The organism is Bradyrhizobium sp. BWC-3-1 (assembly GCF_032917965.1).
GTDB classification, from domain to species: Bacteria; Pseudomonadota; Alphaproteobacteria; order Rhizobiales; family Xanthobacteraceae; genus Bradyrhizobium; species Bradyrhizobium canariense_D.
On sequence record NZ_CP136625.1, the window covers coordinates 7,729,337 to 7,756,136 of the forward strand.

At 57.1% G+C, this 26,800-nt stretch carries 15 protein-coding genes and 7 pseudogenes; 4 read left to right on the forward strand and 18 right to left on the reverse strand.

Annotated elements, in window-relative coordinates:
- The first annotated feature begins 324 nt into the window (after window positions 1–324).
- The gene (locus RX329_RS37120) at window positions 325–1,203 is read left to right on the forward strand and encodes a S1/P1 nuclease (RefSeq protein WP_317245239.1); all 879 of its coding nucleotides are present in this window, start codon (window positions 325–327) and stop codon (window positions 1,201–1,203) included.
- A gap of 25 nt (window positions 1,204–1,228) precedes the next feature.
- On the opposite strand, the gene RX329_RS37125 is transcribed toward RX329_RS37120, so the two are convergent.
- The gene (locus RX329_RS37125; RefSeq protein ID WP_317245240.1) at window positions 1,229–2,134 is read right to left on the reverse strand and encodes a TauD/TfdA family dioxygenase; all 906 of its coding nucleotides are present in this window, start codon (window positions 2,132–2,134) and stop codon (window positions 1,229–1,231) included.
- A gap of 1,449 nt (window positions 2,135–3,583) precedes the next feature.
- Between RX329_RS37125 and RX329_RS37130 the strand changes: the two genes are divergently transcribed.
- A complete protein-coding gene (locus RX329_RS37130; RefSeq protein ID WP_317245242.1) occupies window positions 3,584–4,060 on the forward strand; it encodes an Lrp/AsnC family transcriptional regulator in 477 nt (158 codons plus the stop codon).
- 246 nt (window positions 4,061–4,306) lie between these two features.
- Here RX329_RS37130 and RX329_RS37135 read toward each other — a convergent pair.
- The 12 genes and pseudogenes from RX329_RS37135 to RX329_RS37185 all read right to left on the reverse strand — a co-directional run.
- Window positions 4,307–4,556 (reverse strand): annotated as a pseudogene (locus RX329_RS37135) (hypothetical protein); the annotation flags it as partial.
- A gap of 25 nt (window positions 4,557–4,581) precedes the next feature.
- A complete protein-coding gene (locus tag RX329_RS37140; protein ID WP_317245243.1) occupies window positions 4,582–4,782 on the reverse strand; it encodes a hypothetical protein in 201 nt (66 codons plus the stop codon).
- Between the two features lie 410 nt (window positions 4,783–5,192).
- Window positions 5,193–6,804 (reverse strand): annotated as a pseudogene (gene tnpC, locus RX329_RS37145) (IS66 family transposase); the annotation flags it as partial.
- Between the two features lie 74 nt (window positions 6,805–6,878).
- Window positions 6,879–7,151 (reverse strand): IS66 family insertion sequence element accessory protein TnpB, encoded by a 273-nt coding sequence (gene tnpB / locus RX329_RS37150; protein ID WP_317245244.1) that lies wholly within the window; start codon window positions 7,149–7,151, stop codon window positions 6,879–6,881.
- A gap of 67 nt (window positions 7,152–7,218) precedes the next feature.
- Window positions 7,219–7,617 (reverse strand): transposase, encoded by a 399-nt coding sequence (locus RX329_RS37155; RefSeq protein WP_317245245.1) that lies wholly within the window; start codon window positions 7,615–7,617, stop codon window positions 7,219–7,221.
- A gap of 1,387 nt (window positions 7,618–9,004) precedes the next feature.
- A pseudogene (locus RX329_RS42220) lies at window positions 9,005–9,105 on the reverse strand (3-methyl-2-oxobutanoate hydroxymethyltransferase); the annotation flags it as partial.
- Window positions 9,106–9,176: 71 nt separating this feature from the next.
- Window positions 9,177–10,356, reverse strand: a pseudogene (locus RX329_RS37160) (aminotransferase class III-fold pyridoxal phosphate-dependent enzyme).
- The gene (gene bioD / locus RX329_RS37165; protein ID WP_317245246.1) at window positions 10,356–10,988 is read right to left on the reverse strand and encodes a dethiobiotin synthase; all 633 of its coding nucleotides are present in this window, start codon (window positions 10,986–10,988) and stop codon (window positions 10,356–10,358) included. Before bioD ends, RX329_RS37160 begins: the two are co-directional and overlap by 1 nt.
- Window positions 10,985–12,249 (reverse strand): annotated as a pseudogene (locus RX329_RS37170) (8-amino-7-oxononanoate synthase). Before RX329_RS37170 ends, bioD begins: the two are co-directional and overlap by 4 nt.
- Window positions 12,213–12,353, reverse strand: a complete 141-nt coding sequence (locus RX329_RS37175; RefSeq protein ID WP_410706192.1) for an aspartate 1-decarboxylase — start codon at window positions 12,351–12,353, stop codon at window positions 12,213–12,215. Before RX329_RS37175 ends, RX329_RS37170 begins: the two are co-directional and overlap by 37 nt.
- Window positions 12,354–12,395: 42 nt before the next feature.
- Window positions 12,396–12,548 (reverse strand): annotated as a pseudogene (locus RX329_RS37180) (biotin synthase); the annotation flags it as partial.
- Between the two features lie 720 nt (window positions 12,549–13,268).
- Window positions 13,269–14,804: a porin gene (locus RX329_RS37185; RefSeq protein ID WP_317245247.1), complete on the reverse strand. Its 1,536-nt coding sequence runs from the start codon at window positions 14,802–14,804 to the stop codon at window positions 13,269–13,271.
- Window positions 14,805–15,285: 481 nt separating this feature from the next.
- Between RX329_RS37185 and RX329_RS37190 the strand changes: the two genes are divergently transcribed.
- Window positions 15,286–15,768: a MarR family winged helix-turn-helix transcriptional regulator gene (locus RX329_RS37190; protein ID WP_317245248.1), complete on the forward strand. Its 483-nt coding sequence runs from the start codon at window positions 15,286–15,288 to the stop codon at window positions 15,766–15,768.
- 2,279 nt (window positions 15,769–18,047) lie between these two features.
- Here RX329_RS37190 and RX329_RS42225 read toward each other — a convergent pair.
- The 5 genes and pseudogenes from RX329_RS42225 to RX329_RS37220 all read right to left on the reverse strand — a co-directional run bounded on the left by RX329_RS42225 (window position 18,048) and on the right by RX329_RS37220 (window position 25,576).
- Window positions 18,048–19,141 (reverse strand): annotated as a pseudogene (locus tag RX329_RS42225) (DUF2817 domain-containing protein).
- 798 nt (window positions 19,142–19,939) lie between these two features.
- Window positions 19,940–21,070, reverse strand: a complete 1,131-nt coding sequence (locus RX329_RS37205; RefSeq protein WP_317245250.1) for a CaiB/BaiF CoA-transferase family protein — start codon at window positions 21,068–21,070, stop codon at window positions 19,940–19,942.
- Window positions 21,067–22,350: a methylaspartate ammonia-lyase gene (locus tag RX329_RS37210; RefSeq protein ID WP_317245251.1), complete on the reverse strand. Its 1,284-nt coding sequence runs from the start codon at window positions 22,348–22,350 to the stop codon at window positions 21,067–21,069. Before RX329_RS37210 ends, RX329_RS37205 begins: the two co-directional genes overlap by 4 nt.
- Before the next feature lie 154 nt (window positions 22,351–22,504).
- The gene (locus RX329_RS37215) at window positions 22,505–23,944 is read right to left on the reverse strand and encodes an aldehyde dehydrogenase family protein (protein WP_317245252.1); all 1,440 of its coding nucleotides are present in this window, start codon (window positions 23,942–23,944) and stop codon (window positions 22,505–22,507) included.
- Between the two features lie 228 nt (window positions 23,945–24,172).
- A complete protein-coding gene (locus RX329_RS37220) occupies window positions 24,173–25,576 on the reverse strand; it encodes an aminotransferase (protein WP_317245253.1) in 1,404 nt (467 codons plus the stop codon).
- 430 nt (window positions 25,577–26,006) lie between these two features.
- On the opposite strand from RX329_RS37220, the gene RX329_RS37225 reads away from it, so the two are divergent.
- Window positions 26,007–26,480 carry an Lrp/AsnC family transcriptional regulator gene (locus RX329_RS37225; RefSeq protein WP_317245254.1) on the forward strand — a complete coding sequence of 158 codons (474 nt, stop codon included), beginning with the start codon at window positions 26,007–26,009 and terminating at the stop codon, window positions 26,478–26,480.
- Window positions 26,481–26,800: the final 320 nt, after the last annotated feature.

Genomic DNA, 26,800 nt, shown 5'->3' on the forward strand with positions numbered 1-26,800 from the left:
CTCGCCGTTTTCGTGGTCATGTTGGCGGCGCGCGGCCAGCATCAAAATGGTTTCACGCCACACTCGACCGCGCCCATGCCAACAGTCAATGTACCCTAGCCCACGCCTTCGGTCGGACCGAAAAGATTCGATTCACTCATACAACATTGGGGGCGCCTCGAGATGCTGCTCAGACTGATAATGTGTATCGCTACCTTGATAGCGAGCACCGCTTCCGCCTTTGCGTGGGGGCAACTGGGTCATTCGGTTATTGCGGAACTGACCAGCGACACTTGAGCCCGGCCGCACAAGCCAAGCTCAAGGAGTTGATCGGGGGCCAGTCTCTTGCTGCTGTCTCAAATTGGGCCGATGACTACAAATTTCACGCTGGAAGGAAAGAACACCTATCGATGGCACTTCGTCGATATCGACGTCGAACGTTCGACTTACGATGCGGCGATCGATTGCAAGGACGTGAACAACCACGGGTCCTGCATCGTGGAGGGCCTTCCGGCCGCGATCGCGATCCTGAAAGACAAGTCGAGCTCCAAAGATGACAAAATGCGCGCGTTGAAGCTCGTCGTTCATCTTGCGGGAGATCTGGAACAGCCGCTGCACGCAAGCGAACGAAACGGCGATCAAGGCGGCAATAAACTGCATGTTGTGTTGCATGCGAAGCGCTCCGATGGCACGCCCTACACCCAAGCATCAACATTCCACGGCATGTGGGAGGACTCTCTAGTCGACCTGCAGGCATACTCGTGGGGCAGTTACGCGGACGCGCTCGATGCGAATCCGTTGCCAGGGGTGGAAGCACCTCCATATGATGAGGCACGCATCGCTGGCTGGGCGAACGACACGCACACTCTTGGAATAAAAGCTTACCAGCTGCTGCCGGCTGGAACGCCCGTCCAAAATGACGCCGGTCATCCCGTGGACATCAGCAACGAATACGCCTCGGCCATCAAGGCGGATCTGGACAGCGAATTGGCGAAGGGAGGGCGCGCCTCAAAGCCATTCTCGATGATGCGCTTGGCTCTTAACTGCCAACTTTTCTCGCAACATTGCCGGCCAGGTCGACATTTTTCCTCAGCTCGCCAGCGATGCAACCGACGATGCCACGCCTCGTCGCCTGCGGCGGATTGCATCGCCCTCGCATTTGCGCATTGTCATAAAACAACTCACTTTGCCGTGTCGAAGATCGTCGAGCAGACATTGACGTAGATGTCGCTGCCCAGTCACTGTAAAATCAAGCAGCCTTCGGAGTGCGGAGCCTTGACGTTCTTATAGGCTTCTCGCTACAGCACTCATCAGCGCTCAATGGCGCGATTCCCTCCTTAGCCGCGCGCCGAACGCCACGGTGCGCGTTGCCGTAATCGTTAGCCGTATAATGCTGGGTCGCGCGATTGTCCCAGATCGCAACGTCGCCGGCCTTCCAGCTCCAGCGAACGGTATTCTCGGGTGAGGTAACGTAAGATAGGAAAATGTCGAGCAACCTTTGACTAGTCGCCTTCTGTAAGCCCACGAAATGTTGAACACCATTTCCAAGCACGAGGCTGCGCTGACCGGTCTGAGGATGAACTCGAACCACCGGATGCTTAGTTGCTCTTGTCGTGGCGGTGAGGCCCCCGTCGAAATGGTCTCTATCGGCTTCCGTGGCCCGACTCTTCTTCGCCTCATTGCACGGCTCGCTGTAGACAGCCCAAAGGTCGTCCGCAAGCTTCTGAAGCGGCGCCGGAAGGTCCAGATATGCGGATGCTGTATTCGACCATATTGTGCCCCCGCCGAACTCTGGAATTGCGACGCCGCGTAATAAGGAGAGCTTAGGCCCTTCGTCGGCGAAAGCGAGGTCAGTGTTCCGTTGATCGACGTGACCGCCACCGTAAGACGATTCCTTGATTGCGCTGACAGATGGATGAGCCACGAGCATTCCGAGGCGTACGGCAAAGCGTTCCCGCTCGGCAGCAGCGAGATAGTTCTGACCGCGGAGAAATAGTACTTTATGCTCGACGAGCGCGTGCTTAATCGCACGAATGACTTCGTCAGGCATATCTCCCGCCAATTTAAGGTTCTTGATCTCGGCTCCAAGCCTGGCTGATCGCGCGATGATGTCCATCCGCCGAATGCAGTTCTCCAGTGCCGTCGTATTGCTCATCATCTTCTCACCACCGCGATCACCTTGGACAGTTCCGACGTGGCCCGATCGCGAAGCGACGTCGGAAAAAACTGAACTTGTTACGTGACAGTTAGGTCCAAAGTACCCCTTCTGCTTGACCGGTTGTTAGTTGGTTCTCATGCACCGGTCTCAGATTGGCTCCTCAGCCTATTGCCTTGCGCTAAGTTGGACCCGCCGAAAGGCGGCAGTATCGTGATCGTACTGCACCATAGTTGCATGACCTCGCTTTGAGACCAGGGATCGTAAAAGCGATAGAAATCCAGTCAATGAAACGAAATCAGTTTTGTTTTGCGCGACAAGCAATGATCTCTTCGCCAAAAACGCAGGTGCTGAAATATTGCCGTGGTCGCCGTCCAGCGGTTCTCGCGCGCTGGACGAACATAACGTTTTCATAAGCGACCACTTATCCGACTCACATGGAACGCCGGACGAGAATTTCAAGAGTCCCTTACAGAGCGGACACCACTGCAGCCTCTGCTACGCTCTCTCTGTCGCCTTTTCATGATGGATGAGAGCAACGAGGCAAAAGGCCATTCAGCCGGCCATGCTGCCTAAGCCCTCGCGCACCGCTACCCTCGGCTGCATTTAGACGGCACCATCACGCAGCGCATCACAATCGTGCTGCTACTGATAGAAGCGCGCGCGTTTCGAGCGCGAGTCCTATAGCTGGCAGTTTTTCTAGATCCAAGCCTTGCCTGACGCCCGCACGGGTTTCGTCCGGAAAAGCGGTGGTGTGCGCCGGTAAACTGTCTCAGACATCACAGCAACACACGAGCTAGGCCACAGCGGTCCCACCAGCTAATATCAGATGCTTGCGCAGGATCGTCATTGTGCCGGCAAACCGTCGATCATCTACGGGATCTTCAATGTTAGTAGCCGCTCATGGCCAGGCGTTTCGTCTCCGGGTCCGTATCAGCCGGGAATGCGATTGCCTCGGCTTTGTCCTCGGCTGCGCGAACGCCGGCGCCGTGTCCTGCTCCGCCCTGGACCATCGCCCTGGACGGAGGATCTTTCAGAGGCCGTGGCGTCTCTTTTCAGACCAAAGGAAAATAGTGGCGGACGTGCTTCGGAAGCAGGGGATTCATCAGACAAGCCGTCATTCAAAATATGGGCGCCTGTACCCGGCGACTCATTTCGAGTAAGCGGCGGTCCCGGCGCACGCGGCGGTTACGATGAGTGCGCATGGCAGCCAAAGCCTGGCTCGTGGCAGCCGAATCCTCTTTGGGTGAGCGACGCTACCGCGACGAGAACTGCGTGCTGTGAGCCCGCTCGACCATCCATCTCGGGACTGGACGAGGCGATGCGCCGGTTGGCGAAGGATACTCAGACAGCAACTATTTTGTTGCTTTTTAGGGCTGATCGGAGGATTTTCTGCATTAAACGGGCATTTCGCGATGAAATGCACCTCTACGTGCTAGAGCCCCTTCTATGCAGTATGACAGGATCGACGCTCGGATCCTTGAGATCCTGCAGAAAAACAACCGTCTTACGAGCGAAGCCATCGGCGAACTCGCGGGACTTTCTCCTACTGCATGTCAGCGTCGTCTGAAAAGGCTGCGTTCAGAGGGTATCATCGAGGCCGATATATCGATCATTTCACCGAAGGCGGTAGGCAGGCCTATCCAAGCGCTTGTGTTCGTCAACCTGGAGCGCGAAAACTCCGAGATTATTGACCGATTTAAAAAGGCCATCAAAGAGTGCTCTCAGGTCGTTAGTGGTTTTTTTGTCACCGGTGAGGCCGACTTTGTCCTCTACGTTACCGCCCGTACGATGGAAGAATATGAGCAGTTCACCCGTCGTTTCTTTTATGACAACGCGGACATCAAGGGTTTCAAGACAATGGTGGTCGTGGACCGTGTAAAGGCAAGCTATGCCATTCCAGTTGAAGATCCTTCGGGGGATTGATCATACTCATACCGCAGAGTTCCTGCTTTCGAGTGTCTAGCCGCTCTTCGCGCCAACGGCGGACGGCAAGCATCGAATGAACGAATGAGCGGGGCAAGACAGCGGAAACCGGAATTGTGGGCCGCGATAGAGTCCTCCGGGATTCGGGCAGGGTAATTGGCCTTGCGCGGTCGACGCTGGCTTCCCTCACGCCGGCATCGGCATCGCCTTTAGATTCGCCACCGCATTTCCGCAACAGCGGATTGAGCGTGCTTCCATCAGATCGAGTACCTCGCGGCCCTTATTCGTGAGGCGCCACACACCATTTTTCGCGTTCAACGAGTTGCTGAGAAAAAATGTCAAGGTTCGGCAGTCGCGCGGCCATTCTTTTGGTGCGTTCATCCCAATCAGGACCGCTCGTTGCCAAAATGGCCATGTCCCGCTTAAGATCTGCCATCGATGCAAACCCAGATGGATAGCTCACTAGGATCTTCAAGACTGTGACTTGGAAATTCACCTGAACGACATCATCAATATCTTGCCTAACGCCACATGGCGGGGGCTTGACGAAGCGCTTCGACGCCGACTTGCTTGAGGCGTTCGCGCGTCCTCTCACCTCCGGTCGCGGCTTCCAGCAGTTTCGATGCGACATGCGCGCGGATGCCGCTGTCGCTCCAGGACACCTTCGCGCAGACCTCCTCCAAGACCGCTCGTAGGAGCGCTGTGGTATCGCTATCCAACATTGGTCATTCCCCCATCCTCAGGAGGAATCATAACATGAGCGACCGCACACCTGAATTCAAATGGATGGATCCGACCAAATCAAATCACGCTTCAATCGCACCTTCGCCCCCGCAGGAATCTGGATAATGTGCGGGTTGGTCTCACCGTTTCCTGACCATGCTCCTGCTAAGTGTTGCGCGCCGGTGCCCGATATCAGATGACTGAATCCTGCAATTATGCGACAGCTTTTGACGGAATTCACTACAACGCCTGTGCGACATTAGCGCTGTCTGGATCGGCGGGCGCCATTCCTGGATGGCATTTTGGAAGCGATTGCCTGGATCAGGCGATTGGCTTTAACACTCGCTAGCCTACCCTGAAGCGCAGCTGCACTTTCAACGTAAGCGCCAAGCCGAGGCCGTTCAGGCTTTGCGAAGTGCCAAGGCATGAGAGCTTCGATCTGAGAGATCGGCCAGCCCTGCGCGATCCGTTCGAGAGTTTGGGTAAGCCAGGCGTGCGGATCGACATCGTTCATCTTCGCGGTCTGCAGAAGCGCGGCGACGGTCGCCCAGGTCCGGCCGCCGCCATGGCTGCCCGCAAAGAGCGCATTTTTTTTGTGATGGTTTGCGGCCGGATTGCGCGCTCGACGGTGTTGGAGTCGATCTCGATACGACCGTCGCCTAGAAAGCGCTCGAGGGCGGTGCGTCTGGATGTGGCATAGCGGATCGCCTCGGCGACTTTGGATTTGCCCGACAGGCGCGGCAACTCCTTGTTCCACAGATCGAACAGCGCCGCGACAATTGCGGCGGACTTTTCCTGGCGCGCTTTCACCCGCGTCTCAGGATCCTGGCCGCGGATGTCGGCCTCGATCTCACACAGCCCGGCCATGGTGGTCACGGTCTGGGTCGCCAGGTGCGAGCTCTCGTTGACGCGAAGCTCGTAGAACCGTCTCCTGACCTGGGCAAGGCACGCTGCCAGCGTCACGGCCTCATTGGCACCCACTGACCTGGCGAGCCGATTGTAGGCGGCATAGCCATCGACCTGCAGGACGCCGGTAAAGCCCGCCAGATGCCGTTCGGCGCATTCACCGCCGCGACTGTCCTCATAGCGATAAGCGACCATCGGCGGACCGATGCCGCCAAAGGGCCGATCGTCGCGCGCATAGGCCCACAGCCAGGCCTTTTGCGTCTTGCCGGATCCGGGAGCCAGCGTCGGCAGGGTCGTCTCGTCGGCGAAGATCCGGTCGCCCTGCTTGATCTTCTCCAGCACATAGTCGGCCAGCGGCTGCAATTCGAAGCCGACCTTGCCCATCCATTGCGCCATCAACAACCGGTCGAGATCGACGTCGTCACGCGCGTAGATCGCTTCCTGCCGGTACAGCGGCAGCCCGTCGGCATATTTAGCCACTGCGATCTGGGCGAGAAGCGCTTCGGTCGGAAGGCCGCTCTCGATCAGATGGACGGGGGCTGGGGCCTGAAGCACGCCGTCGCGGTTGGGTAGACGTATTTCGGGCGCGTCACGATCGCGCGGAACTTCGCCGGCGTCACGTCCAGCCGCCTCGACATATCCTCGTCGATCAGGACCTTCTCCAAACCTTCGCAACCAGGGGGCACCTCGGGCTCGACGATGATCTCAACTCACTCCAGATTCGCCCTGAACTCCTTGGGCCGCGGCGCGCGTTTCGGCTTGTCCTGGCCGCCCGCCTTGGCCAGTTCGGCTTCAATGGCCGCCATCCCGGTGGCGATCTCGTCAAATACGAAGGCGATCTGCTCGTCGCTCGGCGTGTTGCTACGCAAGCGTTCCGAGCGCGTGCCCTAAAGCGTGCGCTCCAACATCTTCACGATCGCCCTCAACTCCACGATCCGCGCGTCGGCCGTCTGGTTGACCGCGGCAAGATCGGAATTCGTCGCAGTCAGTGTTGCAATCTCGGAGGCGATCCGGCTGTTCTCGGCCTCGATCGCCGCCCGCTCTTCTGCCAAGGCGAGGATCAGCGCATGGGCTTCGGCAAGGGTCGTCGGAAGCGCTGCAACGGGCGTCGTTATCACCGCCATCACAGCAGAGTCGTCGCCAATCTCCCAAACCTTTTAGCCGCCCTGGTTCAATTCGCCGCAGTTGGTCAGCCCACCGTTTGTGGGCGCTTCACACCCACCGGCCGCACCTTCGTCCAGTCCAGCCCGTCAATGAGTGCAAGCAACTGCGCCTGGTTCAGCCGCACCCGGGTCGACGCAACCTTTCGCCAGCAGAACTGCGTTTCCTCAAGCGTCTTCGCAAACAGGCATACCCCGCTGCCATCCCACCAGACCATTTTCATCTTGTCCGATCTTTTCGAACGGAAGATATAAAGCGCCCCGATGAACGGATCCGCGCCTCGATCGCGCACCAGCGCCATCAAGCCTATCGCGCCCTTACGGAAGTCGACGGCATGCTGGCCACGTAAACCTGAACGCCTGCCGGGATCATGCCTGCCGAACCGCCCGGATCACCGCAGCGAGCCGCGCAGGCTCCACGTCGCCACCGACCCGCACCACCACATCGCCGATAACGATTTCCACCATGTCGCTCGGCACCGCATCAAACCGTACGAACTTAACCGCATGACCTCGCGCCCCAGAAACCGGTGCGACCAGTCCCGAGGCCAGCGCCTTGCGTCGGCACGCAAACAACTGCGATGGATCGAGCCCGTGAGACCGCGCGATCACCGACACGTTCGCCCCCGGCAAAAACGTTTCCTTGACGATCCGTTCCTTCGCCTCCCGCGACCAAGTGCGATAGCTTCGCCCTGGACTGACCGCAAGCCGCTCGGGTGTGGCCGTGATAACTTCGAAATTCTTGGTGTCAGAGGTATGCTCGCTCACATGAGCTCCTGGCGAACAAATCACCAGGAGATCCTCTGACAATCGAACGTCATCCGCTACGTAGGGGCACCTACACGCTTACCTTTCAACGCTCCCAATCCCATGGAGCCTAACGCTTTGGCTCGTTACCGGCATCGTGAGAACATGCCCCATGCCTAGCCTTCGGAAGTCGCAGCCTTGAGAAAACTCTCTGCGCGAGCAGGGCGCCTCTTGCTTGACTGTCATCTCCAACCTTCAGTCTATGACAGAGGTTTGCGGTAGTTCGGCGCGTCGGACCCAGTGTCACAATCCATGTCGGCTTAGGCCGGAGAGAGTGGGTCATCCGCTCGATGTACGGCTTCATATGTCGTGGCATTGATCCACGACATCGAGATCGCCCCTACTCGGAGGCAGCAGGAAGCGGCTGCCGTCAGGGCCACAAGTCCTAAAGGGACCACGTCATCCGTGCCAGTCCAAAAGAGACGCGACCATTGCACGAGGGGGACAATGCCCTCCTCCGACCGTCGATAGCAATTGTGGTCGCAATATTCCTTCCGCGACGCGACATCTCGCACGTATCCCGAACCTAGAGGATGCGAACACGCGGAGCAGGCTCCATCTCCAAGTGGGGTTCTCTGGTTCACAAGTATAAATCTCATATGCGTCTCTCAGCGATCCGCCCGCGCAGCTGATCTTCGCAAATCACGAGCATTCAAGGCCATTGGGAAGAACGCATGCGCGCCGCTATCCTCAATTCGTATGTGGGTGATTCGATAAGCTAGCCAGCTCTCATCCAGCGAAGCCATTTCGATCGGCGTCCCGGCAGGCCGCGAAACGATCAACGCACTTCTTCGAGCAAAGTGCGGTTCGCCACCAATAATACCGGATCAGCCCGAATTTTCCGCCACATACTGCGCAACATTTTACTGAACCAACGCGCGACATATGGGAGATCTTATTCATTCCTCGACTCCTGTTGGCATTTAGCGGGTTACCCCCTTCGCTACAGGACCACTTTGACGCCACATTCGGGCGTCTGTTCCTGCCAACACTCGCTGCTTTGAGCAACTACGACGGCCAGTTTTGTTTTGCCAGGCGTTTGACGAAGCTAAACGCATATCCACGCGCTTCGTACCTGATTTCTGAGTTGTAATGAGTTTTCTATCTCGATTAATGCAAGCGCTGGCCTATCTTCGACTAAATAACGCATCCGATCGTCGCGCCTCGGTGGATTTCAGCGCATTGAGCCATTTCAACGCCGCAGGCAACGAAGCGAAGTTCTTGCGTTCGTCCGCGAGCTCCTTGAGCCGGCGGCACGGGATCGCCGCAGACATCGACTTGTGCCCAGGTAAGCGGCGGCGCGGAGCGCGGCGGGGCCGCACAGAAATCGACAAGCTCAATGTACTCTACCCTCCAGGACGAGCGCGAAACATCCAGCTTCCTGAAGAAGCTGCGCATCCTCCAGGAGCCGTAAAGCTCGCGGGCGTTTCGGCCGTTAACCTTGAAGCCGCGCGGCGCACATATTGCGCGACTTTCGGCTCAACCACGCCGGTTTCCTGCCAACCGCTCAAGCGGAAGTGTCAACGGCGTCCCATGACGCTATAGATCTCACTGACATCTGCGGCAGTCGTGCAGTATGGCGGCATTACGTTGTACTTCCGAGCGGCCGCAAAAGCAGATTTCGGTGCTAAGAACGCTGCAGCTTCGGACCGACGTCCGCCAAGTAGCCTGCATCCGTCCTTCTTAAGTCGAGTGCTGTGATGGTCCCGATGCGGCGGACGTCTGCAAGCCGAGTGTCATTTTGAAAAACTCGCGATGGCCTGCTCTTGCAGAGTGGCTAGGGAGTCGATTCGTTGACGAGCGTCCGGCTAGTTCCAGAGATCCAGGTTTGCTTTTGCGGCAGCGCAGGCTACTGGATTAGCAGTGTACGAACTGGAGTGAAAGAACGTGCGAGTCCGGTCTTTGGAATAATGCGCCTCGAAGATTTCCGTACGGCAGAGCAGGCGATATCTGGCGTGACGTTCGCCTGCTCGCACGCAAATAAGCTTCCGGTACGGCCCTAGCCGGTCATGACCTCGTCGGCGATAAATAAAACGCGGGCGGACTCGCAGATCCGCTTCATCTCAAGAACCCAGCGTGGATACATCCGCATCCCACCGGCCCCGAGCACCAAGGCTCCACGATGAACGCGGCTGGCTTTTCGGATCGGCATGCTGCTTCCAGCGCATCGAGCGTCGCCTGCTCACGAGCGGTGTCCGGAAACGGAACTGAGGTTACCTCGAAGAGTAACGGCGTGTATGCCGCATTGAATACGCCTCTCGCGCGACATCGCTCCGACCGTGTCGCCATGATAGGAATGCTGCAGGACCAGAATTCGCTGCGGGGCTCACCAATATTGTGCCAGTAGCCGAGCGCCATCTTGAGCGCCACTTCCACGCTGGTCGACCCGCTATCAGAGAAAAAGACGTAGTCGAGGCCCGAGGGACGAGCTTCAAAAGACACGCCGCAAGCTCTTCAGCGGGGTCCTGAGTATGGCCAGCAAAGATGATTTGATTAAGCCTGCCTGCCTGCTCCTGAATAGCGCCGACAATATGGGGATGACTCATGCGTCACCACCCAGCACGAGGAGATTGAATCGATGACCTGACGACCATCGGCCGTGTAGAGATAAGTACCGTCAGCATGCACCACCCTCGTCATTTCGGGCTGAACCGCATGTTGGGTAAACGGATGCCAAATGGGTGACCTCCGCTCTCGCATCATGGCCCGAAATCACCGCCGAGGAATGCCGCCTTAAAAGCTGCCTGGAGGGTATCTGCCGCGAGAGGAGAGATCCACGGCAATCTCCCTAACCAACGTACTCGTCCGATGTCGCAAACTGCGCTCTCAGTCTCCGCGTTCCTTTCGCCGACGAAAGCAACGCCGAGAACTTGGATCTGGCGCCTCCGTAACGCTTCTATCGACAGCAGCGAGTGATTGATTGTGCCGAGCGCTGTCCGCGCGCAAAGTACAACGGGAAGCCGCCACCGCTCGAACACGTCGATATAGAGTATACCTCCACCTAGCGGTACCATCAGCCCGCCGGCCCCTTCGATGACCAAAGATTGCTCTCGAACCTCCGGCACGTTGAGCGAATCAGCGTCGATGCGAACGCCGTCAATGTCGGCCGAATAGTGCGGCGACGCCGGTGTTCGGAGCCGATAGATCTCCGGTATGATGCGATCGACTGATAGGCCGGCCAACCTCGCGACGACCTGGCTGTCTGTTTCGCCTCCGAGACCAGCCTGAATTGGCTTCCAATAGTTGGCACCGAGGAGATGGGCAAGGCCCGCAGAGAAGATTGTCTTCCCAATTCCCGCATCGGTGCCGGTCACCACGATCCGCCGGCTCATCGAGACAAGCTCCTCGTCTCCTCGGCAAGCGCATCCAGCATCGCGCGAACCTCATCGTTGGCTACGTTGAGCGTTAGTGAGATTCGTAACCGAGCTGTCCCGGCCGGGACGGTAGGCGGCCGGATACCGCGAATATCGAAGGCGTGCGCCAGCATCGCGCAGGCGAGCTGCATGGCTCTCGCGTTGTCGCCGACATCGTGTGGCAAGATCTGCGAGGTCGATGACATTCGCAAGCCGCGGACCGCCATTTCGCGGTGCGCAAACGCCACAAGATCTGTTAGCTGCTCCTGACGCTCTGGCTCCTGCTGCAGGATGAGGAGCGCCTCTCGAACGGCAACGGCGATCAGCGGTGACGGCGCCGTGGCGAATATAAGCGGCCGACAGCGATTGACCATGAAGTCACGCATGGCTGTCGGGGCGGTTACAAGCACGCCAGCAGCCCCCAACGCTTTACCGCAAGTATGAGCGACGACCAGATTTTCGCGCCCCCGGTACAGCGCCGTGAGTCCTCGTCCTTCCTTCCGTAAACGCCAGTTGCATGGGCCTCATCCACCATCAAGAAGGCCTCGTGACGGTCGGCGATCGCGACTAGCTGCCCGAGCGGAGCGAAATCGCCATCCATGCTGTACAGGCTTTCAACGACGATCCAGATTCGGCCCATTCCACCATCAGCGCGCCAATCCCCAATTGTGGCTTCGATCGAGTGCGGATCGTTATGGCGACTGACTCGCAACTCGGCGCGTCCGCTTCGCGCGCCGTCATGGATGCTCGCGTGAACCAGAGAGTCGAGAACAACGAGGTCGCCGCGCTGCGGCAGCGTTGTTAGGATAGAAAAATTCGCGAGATCCCCCCCGCCGAACAAGAGCGCCGTCTCAGCGCCAAAGAATCGAGCGGCTTCCGTTTCAAGACGTTCATGCTCTTCGCAATTGCCGCGCAGAAGCCGCGAGCCACCGGCACCTGTTGGAGTGCCCGCCCAGATCGGGGCGGCGATAGCCCTCTGCATCCGCCGGGCGCTCGCGAGCGCCAAATAGTCATTTGAAACAAAATCGAGACCTGAACGCGGTCTGAGGGTCCGGAGTCGTCCCTCCTTGCTGAGAGTATGCAACGCTGCCAATTGATTTGACATTTTGGTTGGACGAGAAACATTGGGTTTCGATTGGCTACAGTGAGGTTGTCTCGGTCGACCAGACCACGCGTGGCGTAAATGCTTTTGCTTCCTCCCGATCAAACCAGGCGTAGGCGTGATCTTATCGCCTGGCATCGCGAGGCGCGCGGCTGCACCATTGAGATCGGGCCGTCATAGTGCAGATCAGTCTCAGTCACCGAGACCTGATGGATTTTGCCCCTCATCACCGTGATCAGCATTGTCTTCCTAGAGCAGCAATGTACGTGCCACGAGTCGACCGGTCATCCCCGTCCCGATTTGATGCCGAGCCGGTTCAGCAAACTCGCATCGCGATCGCGTTGTGGGTTCTTCGTTGTTAAAAGCATCTCGACGATGAAGATTGAATTCGCGCCGGCAAAAAAACACACCGCTTGCGACTCGTCGAGTGCGATCTGAGCAGTTGAGGTATCGAATTTTTCGCGTGCTGGAGAGCGCATGTCGGCCTGCAAGCTGAGGGCTTGCGTATTTCGTAACTACGTGGGGGGATCTGCGCTTAACTGCTACCATGGATTCTTCGAGACCGAGAGATTGTTGCGGGCTCTGCGAGCGCAGATGCGGATGGACTTAGCTTCATCGCGCCGCGATAGCAATCCGGCGGAGCAGTCCGATGTCGGACTGATGCCTTATTCCGACCGAAGAATGCATCAAACGTGCCGTGCCCATCGCGCGGCTGTTCGGTTTTCTCCGCCGCCGCTAACATGAGGAGCAAGGCCGATTGCTTTCGGCGACCCATGGGAAGCTTCTTCCAAATGCTGAAGACCGCAGTCGTCTGTCGTTGCAGATACGAAATTGCCGCGCGGCGTTGTCTCATCACGGCTCCGCAAATCATCAGCCGCGCGAAGTGTGCTCGTGCAGAGAACTGGGAGTCGCGAAGCCCAGTGCAAGCAGCACAAGACCGCATTCCTTGAGACGAGTGATCTACCTGTGCAACCGTCAAAGTTCGGGAGAGATAGTCGTACGTGAGGCTGGAGCTTATACCCCATCAGGAATTCTTACGCCTAATGGGGGAGCCGAGACGATAAAAGGTCCCCGGCGGGCATGCCGGGGACCTTCTTGGAGGTCAAGTTAGATTCATAGAGCCGCTTCTTGTCTCCTCTTGCTAGTTTGACAGAAACTTACCAGTTGCGCTGGGCACGGAACATGACCTGCAGAGCGCCCTGGTCCTTCAGCTCGTACGCGCCGGCCGGCTTGGCGATACCTGACTGCAACGGCAAGGTCACCGTGCTTCCGCTCGCGTACTTTTGGTCGAGGATCGCGTAAGCGACTTCGGACGAGAACGTCAGATTCTTCACGGGCGACCAGCGGGTGCTCAAACCGACGACCGAATAGTTGAAGTCGGGGTTGCAACCACCCAAGCCACTGGAGAGCGCAAGTGTCGCGACGAACGCGCCGCAGATGTACCCCTTCGCCGTCCCGTTGTACCGAACAGCACCGAAGCCGCCCCAGATGGCAGTGTTCCAGTATGGGTTCCAGTTATGGGTGTAGGCGCCGTTGAAACCGTACGTGGTCGTCAATTGCTGGCCAGCACCAGCAACGAAGACCGAGTCAGAGACACCTGCCAAGCCGACGCTTTGGTAAGCTCCCGCCAACCCACTACCGCCGTACATGGCGAAAGTGAACGGCATATACTGCTGGAAGTTGTAAACGCTAGCACCGTTCGTATACACCCCTTGGACGTTGATCGTGTCACCGGCGCCCGTCGGGACATTTTTGATGGACAACGCAAGCTGGCCGGCCCAGCCCCACTTGTCGTCTGGATGGCCCGTCGTTTCGTCGGCACCATAATAGCCAGCGTGGTTGTTATGCGCGACGACCGATGCCTGGAAAAGGCCCCAAGCCTGGTCGACACGCAGCATCGCCACGAGATCGGGGGACCGCGAACCGCCGATGTTGCCAGCGCCGTAAGCACCGGTGGCAAGACCCGCGGCGGTCGCACCGCTCACGTTCCAAATGTTTGTAGTATCACGAGCGACCTGATCTTCGGCCGAAAAGCTGGCCGTGATGCCCTGGCCGAAGTCAGCCGTATAGGCGAACTGATTGACAGCCTCCCAGCCTCCGCCACCAGGCAAGCCGTCGAATGAGTTTCCAGGGTAGTTGGTCCAGGGTGAAGAGAACTGTGACTGTGCGCGGCCAAATGTAAAGCCAGCGAACTGCATGAACGCGTAGTAGACAGAGAGCGAGCCGCCGGAGATCGTACCGCTACCACTTCCGGCGGGGTTATTCCCGGTATAAGCCGTCGCGCCATTGATGGCAGTCGTGCCGGCACCGCCATAGCCACCCGCGGTCCAGGTGAAAGCCAGTTCAGCGTACGTGCGAAGAAGACCATACTCGGTCGCGGTACGCGTATCGATGCTTTGGTCGAGACGGGATTGAGCCGTGTAGTAGTTGCTCAGGCGGTTGTGCGCGCCACCAAGGCCGCTAGCGGCGGCGCCCCAGACACTGTTCGTACCCAGCTGGGCTGAAGCGCGCACGTAGCCACCGAGTTTGATGCAAGTATCGGTGCCCGGGATGTAATAGAATCCGGCGCCATACAGCGTGCAGATCTTCACGTACTCAACCGCCTTGGCCTTCATGGGAAGATCAGCAGCCTGGACCCCGGCGCTCGCGAACATCGCCGCAGAACCGAGCATAAGACTCTTCGTAAGTTTCATGAATGAACTCCAAGTTGGAAACGTCGTTTCCGTCCTTCAAAGATCCGCCGCTGCTAGCCTCACCTACTAGGCGGGTGCTTGACGGACGACGTCGAGGCGCCCCCTCTCCGTCAGTCCAAGGTCTAATTCGCCGGATCAATTCTCGCAATTAATTAATTTATACAATCGACTCTTCACTGCTACATGTTGCAATTTTGCCACGAAAAAACAACGCCACAACAGGGCCGGCATCATCACTCGAAAAAAAGAACCCCCAGGGGGCATCCCGGAGGTTCTCCTTGGAGATTTTACATAATCGCTGAAAGCCTTTTCAAACGATCCGGCGCTCACATTGATGAAATTACTTGTACATGTCAATTGATGATTTACATAGCGCCCATGCCCGGCGCGGCCTTTCATGAGGCAGAGAACCCAGATACCTGTCAGGGGGACGTCGCGCAGCGGCCCATAGGGGTTTCTGGGGTTTGGCGGAATAACCAACATGGCTGAAAAAACAACAATCGACCGGGCCGTTAAGGACTTCATCTGGAATGTTGTCGAGATCCATTCCCAACTTGAGGAAATACATAAGAGCTGGGCAGAGCTACTGGGCCTAACCGAGCCACAGTGGTTGATCCTCATGGCTATCGACGAACTCGATGAAGGTCGTGGCGTCTCGGGGATAGCTGTTGCAAGCAAACTCCGAATTCATCCCGCGTTCGTTACCAACCAAACGAAAAAGCTAGAAACAATGGAGTTTCTGGCGCGCGAGCCATCGCCAGATGACGCAAGGTTCATTCAAATGTCCCTGACTGAGAAAGCTCGTGCGGAAATCTCGAAGCTCTCGACCAAGAGGGAAGCTCTCAACTCCACGTTATTGGAGGGGCTGGACGGGGCGTCACTAGACTATCTCAACAAGCGGCTAACCTCGATCGCGAAGAACAGCCGATTGGCATCGCAAAAGCTGAGTATTGGCGTGTTGTAGGCCTGAATGGATGAGGGCCGCATTAGCCTGGCCGCTTCCATCATTTGCCTCAACATGGAGATGGACCTGATCGCTGCAGCCAAGCGCCGGAGGCCGGCGACAAGTATTTGAGTCCATCCTGGTAGTTACATTCTATGGACTTCTTTGGGTCGTGCATCGCTCCCGTCCACTGAGCATCTATTCAAGCCCGCACGAAGATCATCTCGCGAACGATTTGTAGGTCCACGACAACTCACAATTTTAATGAGACCCACCGCAACAAGATCGGGAGAGAAAGGTAGCGCCGTTCGAGGCGCCCTAGCCGACGAGTCGTCCTAGGTTGAACCTTGTGAGAGCCTCTGCGCCAGCCACCTAAAGATGCAGTCATCCGAGGTAACGAAGTTGTCAACCGCCTCGCCTTGGCCTCCTCGAATGAGTTGAGGCATGACCAAGTCCACGTCGACGCGCGCCGCTATGCAAACAGCCTGTAGTTTGATAGCCTCGGACACGCTGACGACACCGCGCCCACCGGCGACCACGAGTATTGGACAATTTAATCGTCGAGTCAGCCGTGAGCGATATGCCGACGCCACGTCGTTATCCGCGTCATCGTCGGTGGACGTCACCCAACCAATGGATCTTAGGGAGCGCGTCCAATTCCAAACGCCACCATCACAAACCGCCGCGGCAACGCGGCGATCGAATGCGGCGAAATCAGTAGCTAAAGGGGCCGATAATCCGTCTCCGTAAACGCCAATCCGACTACTATCAACGTCCGATCGGACCGACAAATAATCCAAACAATGAGACAATACGACTTCCGATTCACCACGCGCGCGATTTGCGACGTCCGCGTGGGAGATAACCAAGACAGACATCCCGCGGCCAACCGCCACAGGCAAGACCCTGCCCAGCAGGGTCGCTGCTTTTTCTTCTTCGCTGCTGACGCAAATGACTGCCGGCGCGCGCGGATTGGGAGCACCAGCGGGCAAATAATAGCCTACAATCCCCCCCAGATCGTCGCACGCAATCTGCACGCTCTTCACCTCGCGGCCGAAGGATACTCCTACCCTCCGAAGGCCTGCTTCGACTTTGGCGGAAACGTCCGCGCTTCGTGGATCACCGTCGGGCACCAGCCTCCTAGCCACCTCGAAGGCAGTTAACGCACACAGCCACGCTTCCGTGGCTTCATCGAACTTTTTTTTGTGTATGTTGAGGTCAGCGATACGGCAATAAGCATCTCCGGTCCCGGTCCAATTCGCGTGCCAGGCCTGCCGAACTATTTGGGCGCAGTCGTCCACCGGCGGCAGACCGTCCAGGAACGCCGAAGCGCTCCGCCGTGCGGACGCAAGATCGCCCCTAACATGATGCCAAGCACCACAGTCCATCGATTTGCCCCTCGGTGAAGATCCTTACCCCTTCGCACAGCTTGAGCCCCTCATTCAGCTGCTCCTGTGGAGATCGACTTATTTTTAGAGAATTGCTTCTCAGGGTCGTGTTGTCTTATCTCCTTGTAATAAATTTACCGAGAACAGAGCGCCGAAATACCCCAATGGAGAGGGGTTCAAGTTAGAAAATCTGTACGCGAAGGCAGCTGCACGAGCTTTTTATGCGCGTCAGGCGGTCCGGCTTAGAGAAGCAAGAAAATGCGATACGAGGCCCACTCCTAGTGCAACCCCCGAGGCCGATAAGTGTTTAAGTCATTGTGACCACAGGGTCGGCCGTTTAAGCAGTGGTCTCTAGTAAGGCGCCAGCAACTTTCGGCCTTGACCGCTCCCAAGTAACGTACAAAGCGATTAGCCAAACCACATGCAGAAGCAAGAGCATCGATGCTACTAAAGCAATCGTTGAATCGATCTCATGCCATATGTTTCCCACATCCTCAATGGTAACGTGCGGATCGAGAATCCGGTGACTAGTGGCGTTTTAACGACTTCGTCGACAGAGTGAAGGAAGCAAACAAGGCCACGGCCCGCACCATTTCCACGAGCCGCTGCTACTCGCGCCTTGGTAGAGCATCGCGGCCCAGCACTTCGCCCGAAAACGACCGGCGAGCTCACTGAGATGGTGCAGTGCACTGGAGAGCCGAATGAGCGCACCGGTTCTGTGGAGACTTTCACACTGATCTAGGCGCGACCTTGAGTGCCGGACAGATCTAGCCCAAAGATCGCGAGCATAAGCCCGGCCAGTACCAGGAGAATGAACGCCCAGGTAGCGATTGCGCGCGAGAGCAAAGAGTTATCGACTTGAGCAATGCGAAGGCGTGAGACATGACTAGAAACGGCTTTTCGGTTAGCCAGCTAATCCCCAGATCCAAGTCCATCGAGTGCTTGTCGATGCACCAAGTGCGCCCTCCACAGAACCATCTCGTTCCAATCTGGTTTTTGCGGGTAGAAAAAGCGTTTGGTCCCGGTCCGTACTTGCCGTCCCAGCTCGGAATCGACAGCGTCCAGTCTGTACCTAAACAGCCAGTGTTCATCGCGCAGGACAGGTGTACCAGCATATGTTCCGTACTCGAGGGCAACATAAGTGTGCCGATCCCCCAAGAGCCGCTGCCAGTATTCATCTTGTGTCCCGTGCAGGTTGACGGAGGAGGAGGTCCCTAGATCTGGCAATGTTACGGAGGGCCCAAAGATTTTTGCAGCTCGCTCGTACCCTTTTTGCCCGGACGGTTGCTCGCACTGCAGCTCTCCATAACCGTAAGGACCCAGCCCGGTGTGGTAATCGATGATGATGACGTTGTCGCGGGCCGCCACATCAAGCTCGGCGACTATTTGTTCGAGGGTTCGGCGCGCTTCGGTCGGCCCGCTTCCCCCGTAAACAGTCCACCGGGCCTGGTGTACTGACCGCGCATCCTCGCTGAGCGGAATGCCTGTTCGCCGTGCAGCTTGCGATATTCGGCAATCGCAGCTTCTGCGCAGCGAATCCCCTCTTCTGTTCTGTCCGCAGGAACACAATATTGATCCAGCTCCTCATACTCCGGATTTGGGGGAGCCGGCTTTGAAAAATCGACAAAGTTGCGGTTGAGGTCGCACCCCTCTGCAGTCGACCTACGATCCCAGGCAAACCCGTAGCAATTCAGGGCGTGGATGAAGAGCACTGCGGTCGAGCGCGGCAGCTCCTCGTGAAACTTTGCTCGCAAAAATAGCAGTTGGGCTGCGGACCCGTGGTACCCCTCTGGACCGTGCGTGCCGGAAACCAGGACCAGGAGCTTCTTGGCATCCGGACTGCCAAAGTACGCCACATCCGTGAACAGCGCCTCGCCGGATGGCCCCTTTGAGCTGCACGGGTACGATCTCGATGTGGGCACCGCGGCCACGAATTTTTCCCGAGCTTCCAAATAAGAGTCGGAAAAAACGACAGAAGCGGTTTTCTGTGCGATGTCAAAGTTCACGCTGTTTTACCTCCACCTTCGTTCGCCTGCAGTATGCGGGACGAACGGTCAAAACCTCGCGAGGACTTACCCTGAACGGATCGCCCGCGATCTATTGCCGACACGTCGATCAAGTCGTCAGCCCTGCCAACGCTACGGGCTCCATGAGCCGCTTTTTTGCAATGTAGGTCCCCTCACCCCAGAAATACTGCGGCTCCTGGAGCAGCACGACACTTTACGACGTGTGTCGGGTACGCAAATTTCGCGCGTGCCACGGCGGTGGCATAATCTGTTCTCATGTTCGCCAAGCAGAAATGCAACGCATTGTCACGACCTGCTTGAGGCATCTGCGGCTCACTAAAAACGCCTCGCTTATTGCCGTTTTTGTTTACCGACTTCGATTCTTCGGACATTTCATCTGTTCGGTAAATCTGATTTTCAACATTGCTCTCACAATCGCGGAATTTTGCGCCGGCTTGGTAGGCGCGGGAACGTCCCGCCCCGAATTTCATCCACTCGCTGGCGAGACACCGTGATCGGGGCGCCTGCGCCTGGTATGGTCGGGGTTCGGCAGCGTGAATAACGCTCTGCGAAACCGCCATTCTAGGGCGGGAGCTCTTACAGATGCGCCCTTTTGCAATCGCTGCGTTTGGCTATCCACCTCCAGTGCTCTGCGTATCACGCAATTCCACGGCGTCTCTTCCTCTTGCGCCCGCTGTGCGCATTCTGCCGCGGATCAGCTACGACTATGAGCGATGCCATAGCCTCATTATGAATGCTGAGCGCAACAGCTGCTGTCGCTTCCGATTACCCAGCCCCTCACCCCTTCCGAAACTCGTTGCGCAGCCTCTCAGAGTCCGCTCCGCAAGCAGGTACAGATCGGAATTCGTCGACTCCTTCTTCGGGAAAGATTGCGCCAGGCGCGATCAAATGAACCTCGCCTGCTGGCGTAGACACCGGTATCCGTCGCAGATGTGGATGCTTCGATACATCCTCGATCTGGTTGAGCCGTCCATATGCGACTCCGGCCGCCTCCAGCCCTGTCATGGCGTCCTCACTTGAGATTTGCGAGAAGTGTTCGTTGACGATTTCATCCAAGGCTGTCCTGCTGCCGATTCGCTCCATGTTATCTGCGAAACCTAGCCGTCGGGTTAGTTCAGGTCGCTTAAGGAATTTGGTACAGAAGTTAATCCATTCGCGGTCGTTTTGAACGGAAAAGATGACGTCTTTTCCGTCTGCGCAGCGGTACGCTCCATAGGGGGCTAGAGATGGGTGATTGACACCTGCTCGTGCTGTCCGATATGCGCTGTAGTCGAACTGAAGGACGGGAACGTTCATCCAGTCTGCGACGGCATCGAAGAGCGATATCTGAATACTAGTGCCTTTCCCCGTGCACTGCCGGAGGAGCAGCGCCTGAAGAATAGCGTTGAGAGCTGTCATACCGGCTGCGATGTCGCACACAGAAACACCAACGCGCGCGGCACCGTGTGAAGTGCCGGTGATGGCGCAAAGCCCGGTCTCAGCTTGCACAATCAGGTCGTACGCCTTCAGACTTGAAAGCGCACCGCCATCGCCAAAACCAGAGATGTCACAGGTTATGAGGTCAGGAAAGCGCTTTCGAAGTTCGACAGAACCAAAGCCAAGCTTTGTTATGCTACCAGGCTTCAAATTTTGAATGAAGACATCTGCCTCGGCGATCATCGCGTCGAGAACCGCTCGGTCTTCCTCGATGGTCAGGTCGAGACAAATCGATTCTTTTCCACGATTCAACCAAACAAAATACGCGCTCTGACCTTTGACGAGCTTATCGTACTTTCGCGCGAAGTCACCGTCAGGACGTTCGACCTTGATGACACGGGCACCAGCATCCGCGAGCCTGGAGGAAGCATAAGGCGCCGCTACCGCCTGCTCGACGGCAATGACGGTAATACCTTCGAGTGCCTTTCTCATGCGGACGCCGCTTCGGCATGAGGCCATGCCCCTTGGCGGCGTCTGTAGTTGAGAATGCAAAGAAGTCTATTTTGCTCATTGCCCACAATCGACAGACCTTCATCTACGCCCATGCCCGGTCTGGCGAGGATCATGTCAGCCTGAGTAGCGACTGCAATATTAACCGCTGCTCGCGCCGACAAGTCCGTTTCGGTGCAGCTCCCACCAACGTATGCACCAACACCACTTTCCTTGCAGGCCAACACGGCTCTCGCAGTATCAGCTATGGAACCAACGTCGGGCATCTTGATCTGAACTAGGTGCGCCGCCTTCGCGTTCGCAAAGAGGCGGACGTCATCGAGCGTATTGCATTGCTCGTCGACTACAACTCGCGCTTCTGTGCCGCGCCTGTCAAGGCTTGCGACAATATTGGCGTATCCCTCCAATTGAGCTGCGGTTGAACCGAAGTCTGCTGGGCATTCAATATGCAACCGATAGCCTGGAACGTCATCCGCAACTCGCGCGATGAAATCAGCGATTTTTTCTGCGTGCATACCAATCTCGAGTCCGATCCAACCGTAGACATCAAAATGCAGGATTGGATGATAACCTGGCTCGCCGATCTCTTTTGTGCGTTTTGCGACCCATTTGACGAATTCACGAAATCTTTCGCCGGAGGGGCCGAATTTTTCACGCGAGTTGATCAGTCCATGCGGAAGCACATCCACAGACTTGAGGATCATCTTGTCGACGTTGATTTCTCTTGAATCCCCACTCTGAGCGTAGATCGGCACTGGCTTATCCGGCAGTGGCAAGTGGTATTCAGAGCAGATCACCTCCACCATCGTGGTCCGGGCAATGTGCGCAGCGGCGCGCAGCAACGCCTGGCTCACCCCATATTCGACGGCGAGCGGTAGCCGTTTATCCTCGTGGTACGCAAGCACGCGCTCGCAAGCACCAAGGAACTGAGAAACGTCAGCCGCAAGAAGTCGCGGGATCACGACGGATTTCGTGAGGGCTTGTATTGCCTCGAGCTGAAAAACTGGGTCACGACCGCCTGTGCCCGAATATTGTACGTTCATCATGTCGCCCCACACGATCACATCGTCCCACAAGACGAGGCCGATGCTGAGCGAACGCGCCGGCATGCGGATGCTCGTGAAGCCGGGCGTCAGCGGAGTCCCTAAGTAGCGAAAGCCATCCTGAGCCGCGCCTGCCCGTATTGCAGACTGATCGTCGTAGAAGAAGCTTCCGTTACCGGGGGCCAGAATAACATCTCTTACAGTAGGAGAGATTTTCATTTCGCTCTCAATCCAGCTTGTTACATCTCGACTGCCGTTGTGCTGCGGCGGGCATTCAATCCGGTAAGCTCTGCGGTCTGCGAGCGATTTTCTGCCAGGAGAGCCAGATCAACTGATCTGGAACCTCGACGTCCTTTGATCGGCTGCTGACCCCTTAGGTGAGAGGCACTGCCTTAGCCCCATTGACGAGCTTCAGAATTTGGAAGGCCCTCACGCCTTCCACGCCGCCTTCATAGCCATAACCGCTTTGTTTGATCCCGGCGTTTGGTGCATCCGCAGATACTCCCTTAAGATGATTCAAGCTAATGGCCCCCGCCGAGAGGCTGCGGATCATGCGCTTCTGAATTTCAGGGGACTCCGTGAAGAAGTAGGATGCAAGGCCATATTCCGTCGCGTTCGCCTCCTCGATCGCCTCTTCGATTGTACTGAATGGGGCGACAGTGAGAATTGGCCCGAACGGCTCTTCTCGTAAGACGTGTGATCCAGGGGGAACGTTGCTTAGAATTGTTGGTGACCAATAATATCCCGGCCGATCAATGCGTTTACCACCGGTTTCAACTCGCGCTCCGCGATCGACAGCATCCTTGGTCAGGCGCTCCATCCCTTCGACGCGTCTCGAATTCGCCATCGGTCCCATGTCTACGTTAGGATCATCGGGTGCGCCGACTCTGATTTTTTCTGCCGCCTGAACAAGCCTCGCCAGGAATTCCTTATAGATCGATCTGGCGACTAGAATGCGACTAGGAGCATTGCAGCTTTGACCAGCGCACTCGAACTTGTATTCGGATATCGCCGGAATGGCCTTTGTCAGGTCTGCGTCTCCAAAGACAACAACGGGGGAGTGACCGCCGAGCTCAAGAACGCAGCGCTGAAGATTGGTTGCCGCGGATTTGGCGAGTTGTTTGCCGACCGGCGTAGAGCCCGTGAAAGACAAAGCTCGGACGATAGAGGAACCAAGCAGGTATTCAGAGATCATCGCAGGATCTCCGAAGACCAGGCTCACAACGCCCGGCGGGATTCCCGCTTCCTGCAGGGCCTCGATTATGTGGGCTCCGGCACTCGGAGTTTCCTCTGCTGCCTTCAGGATTACAGGGCAGCCCGCGGCGAGGGATGCGGCAAGTTTTCGAGCATTGAGGACAGCTGGGTAATTCCATGGCGTGAATGCCGCAACGACTCCGATCGCTTCCGGTACGATTAGCCTTTCTGGGTCTATCGGCCATGGCGCAGATAATTTCGCTGCCTGAGCACCATTCCACTCGATCGTTTCGACGGCGCGAGCGTACTCGCCCTTCGCTTCTATTAGGGTCTTGCCTTGCTCCCTGGAAAGTGCTGCCGCCGCCACTTCCATTTTTTCTTTGAGAATCCGCGCCGCTCGAATGAGAAGCTCGCCACGCTCCTCGGCCGAGGTGTTTGCCCAAAAGAGCAGGCTAGCTTGCGCGGACCTCAGACAATCATCCAGATCCGAAGCCGACGCAACGGCCACTCGGCCGAATTCCTTCTCGGTGGCAGGATTGATAACGGGCAGATCCGCGCCCGTTCCGCCCGAGCGCCACGTTCCATTGATGAAAAGCTTGTAGTTTATGCTGTCGGACATTCGTGTATCGCCGCTCTGCCGTTCGCTGACGCTAGATTTTCGGTTCGCTGGCCAAGCCGGGCTCGGACTAAGTGATTGTCCCGGTACTGGCTCGCCATCACATTCAGTCAGGGCGCTTGCGATTGAGCAGCGCCATCGCTTCAGATATCTATGTACGCGCAAAGGCCCGCCACCACCCTCCATTGAAGCGCTGGCCGGGGGGGGCGGACTATCTCCGGCCGCCGTCTTTTAGATTTTTTCACCGTCGCGGACGAGTTCGTCCATGACGGAGCGGATCGCAGCCTCGGCAATTGATACGATCTCATCTACTTCGGCCTTGGTGGTCACGAGCGGCGGGGCGAAGCCCAGGATGTCACCATGCGGCATGGGGCGGGCGATCAGACCCCGATCTCGCGCTGCCTTGGAAACGCGAGCGCCAACCCGGAGAGACGGATCGAAGCGCTTCTTGTTGTTGCGGTCGGCGACGAACTCGATTGCACCCATCAGGCCAACACCGCGCACTTCACCAACGAGCGGCAATTGCGCGAACTTCTCCTTGAGTTGGGCTTGGAAGTAACCGCCGACTTGGCGAGCGTTACCAGGAAGGTCCTCCTGCTCCACAATGTCGAGAACGGCATTCGCCGTGGCGGCGCCGATCGGATGGCCCGAATAGGTGTAGCCGTGCGAAAATGCGCCAACCTTGTCAGCACCGTCTTCGAAGACCTTGTAGACCTTCTCCCCCACGATCGCGGCCGACAGCGGGAAGTAACCCGAAGTCAAACCTTTGGCGACCGTGATTAGATCGGGCTCGATTCCATAGTGCTGCGAACCGAACATGGAGCCCGTGCGGCCGAAGCCGGTGATTACCTCGTCGGCAATCAGCAGGACGTCATACTTCTTGAGCACCGCCTGGATCGCTTGCCAGTAGCCCTCTGGCGGCGGCGTGATACCGCCCGTGCCAAGCACCGGCTCGGCAATAAAGGCACCCACGTTATCCGGCCCGATGCGCGATATGAGCTGGTCGAGCTCAGCGGCGCGACGAGCGGAGAATTCGAGTTCGGTTTCCTCTGGATTGGCTCCCCAGTAGTGATGCGGAGCGCCTGTTCGCGCAACTTGAGGCAGCGGGAGGTCCATATAATCGTGGTAGAAGCTCATACCGGTCATGGAGCCGGAGAGAACGCTGCAGCCGTGATAGCCGCGTTCACGAGCGATGATCTTCTTCTTGCTCGGCTTACCTCGAAGATTGTTATAGTACCAGACGAGCTTTGCCTGCGTCTCATTGGCATCAGAGCCCGACATGCCGTAGAAGACCTTGCTCATTTTTCCGGGCGCCATCTTGACTAGACGATCGGAAAGAATCGCAAGCTCGTCCGTGGTGTGTGCAGCGTAGCAGTGGTAGTACGCGAGACGATAGGCTTGACGCGAGATCGCTTCCGCCACCTCGCTTCGCCCATAGCCAACATTGACGCAGTACATGCCAGCGAACCCGTCGATAAGCTGGTTGCCGCTCGCGTCCTGAATGCGAATGCCCTTGCCAGTCTCGATGATTACCGGCTCACCAAGCTTGCCCGTCGCAAAATCCTTGAGCTGCGTAAAAGGATGCAGAACGCTGTTTTTGTCCTTTTCACTGATTTCTTTGACATTAATGGCCATTTTTCACCACTTTCTTCGAGGCTGCGAGGTCCGCAAAGCGGATCTGTTCGGATTCAGGATTATCGGTGCGGCCGTACTTGAGACCTTCAGAATCAGCGACGCCGCGAGCACCATCAACTCGCCCGGGTCTCCAGCACGGAGGCAGGCCAGCCAACGATCGCAATCATCAAAGCTCACAAAACTTTCCTCCTCATCATCGAAAGCCAAGACGTCGCTAACTTGCCGAACGCCTCCGCTTTAGCGATCGGCGCCAGCTGCGAAATACTTTGAAAGATCATCTGAAGGTCCAGCGCCGCCTTTTGTTGAAATGCCTATCTATTCAGGATACTGATGTTAGATACATATTTGCGTCGTATCTCCTGTCGTTCGGAGTATTTCCTGCATCGCACAGGTATTTGACGCTGCGATTCATCCCAAGGCTGGAGCCGTTATGCAGTATGATCGGACAGACGCCCGCATCCTCGAGATCGTGCAAAAGAACAACCGCCTAACTTCCGAAGTGATCGGCGAGATGGCGGGGCTTTCTGCTACGGCGTGTCAACGACGTCTGAAGCGTCTCCGCTCAGATGGCATCATCGAGGCCGATGTCTCCATCGTTTCGCCGAAAGCCGTTGGAAGACCGCTTCAGATGCTCGTGCTCGTGAGCCTCGAGCGGGAGCGCGCTGACATAATTGACCGGTTCAAGAAGGCGATCAAATCATCAACTGAAGTCGTTAATGGATTTTATGTCACCGGGGACGCTGACTTTGTCCTGTACATTACGGCGCGCACCATGGACGATTATGAGCAATTCACGCGTCGGTTCTTCTATGAGAATCCGAACATCAAAGGCTTTAAGACCATGGTTATAGTGGATCGCGTAAAGGTGGGCTTTGCAATTCCAATCGAGTCTCCCGAGGACTGAGCGACCCTGCGTGGGCCCACTCCGCCGATGCGTGCGTTCACACGTTTTTTCTCGCTTGCGGCACCCATCGCTGGCGATATCGCGGAGGCCCGAACTATGGACCGAGCGCTAACAGTCCCCAGCATGCCTGGACTATGTGCGACAGCGCAACCGCTCGATTGAGTCGGAGCGCACGCTAGATCGGCAGTTCCCCCCCCGTGCGCATCCGCGGACCCGTTCGGTTCGGTGCGCTGGAAGGAAGATGCGCCCGAACTCGCTAGGAGCGAAGTTTTAACTGGCGATTCCAAACGCGCTACCAAATAGCTTTGGTCACCCGCTGC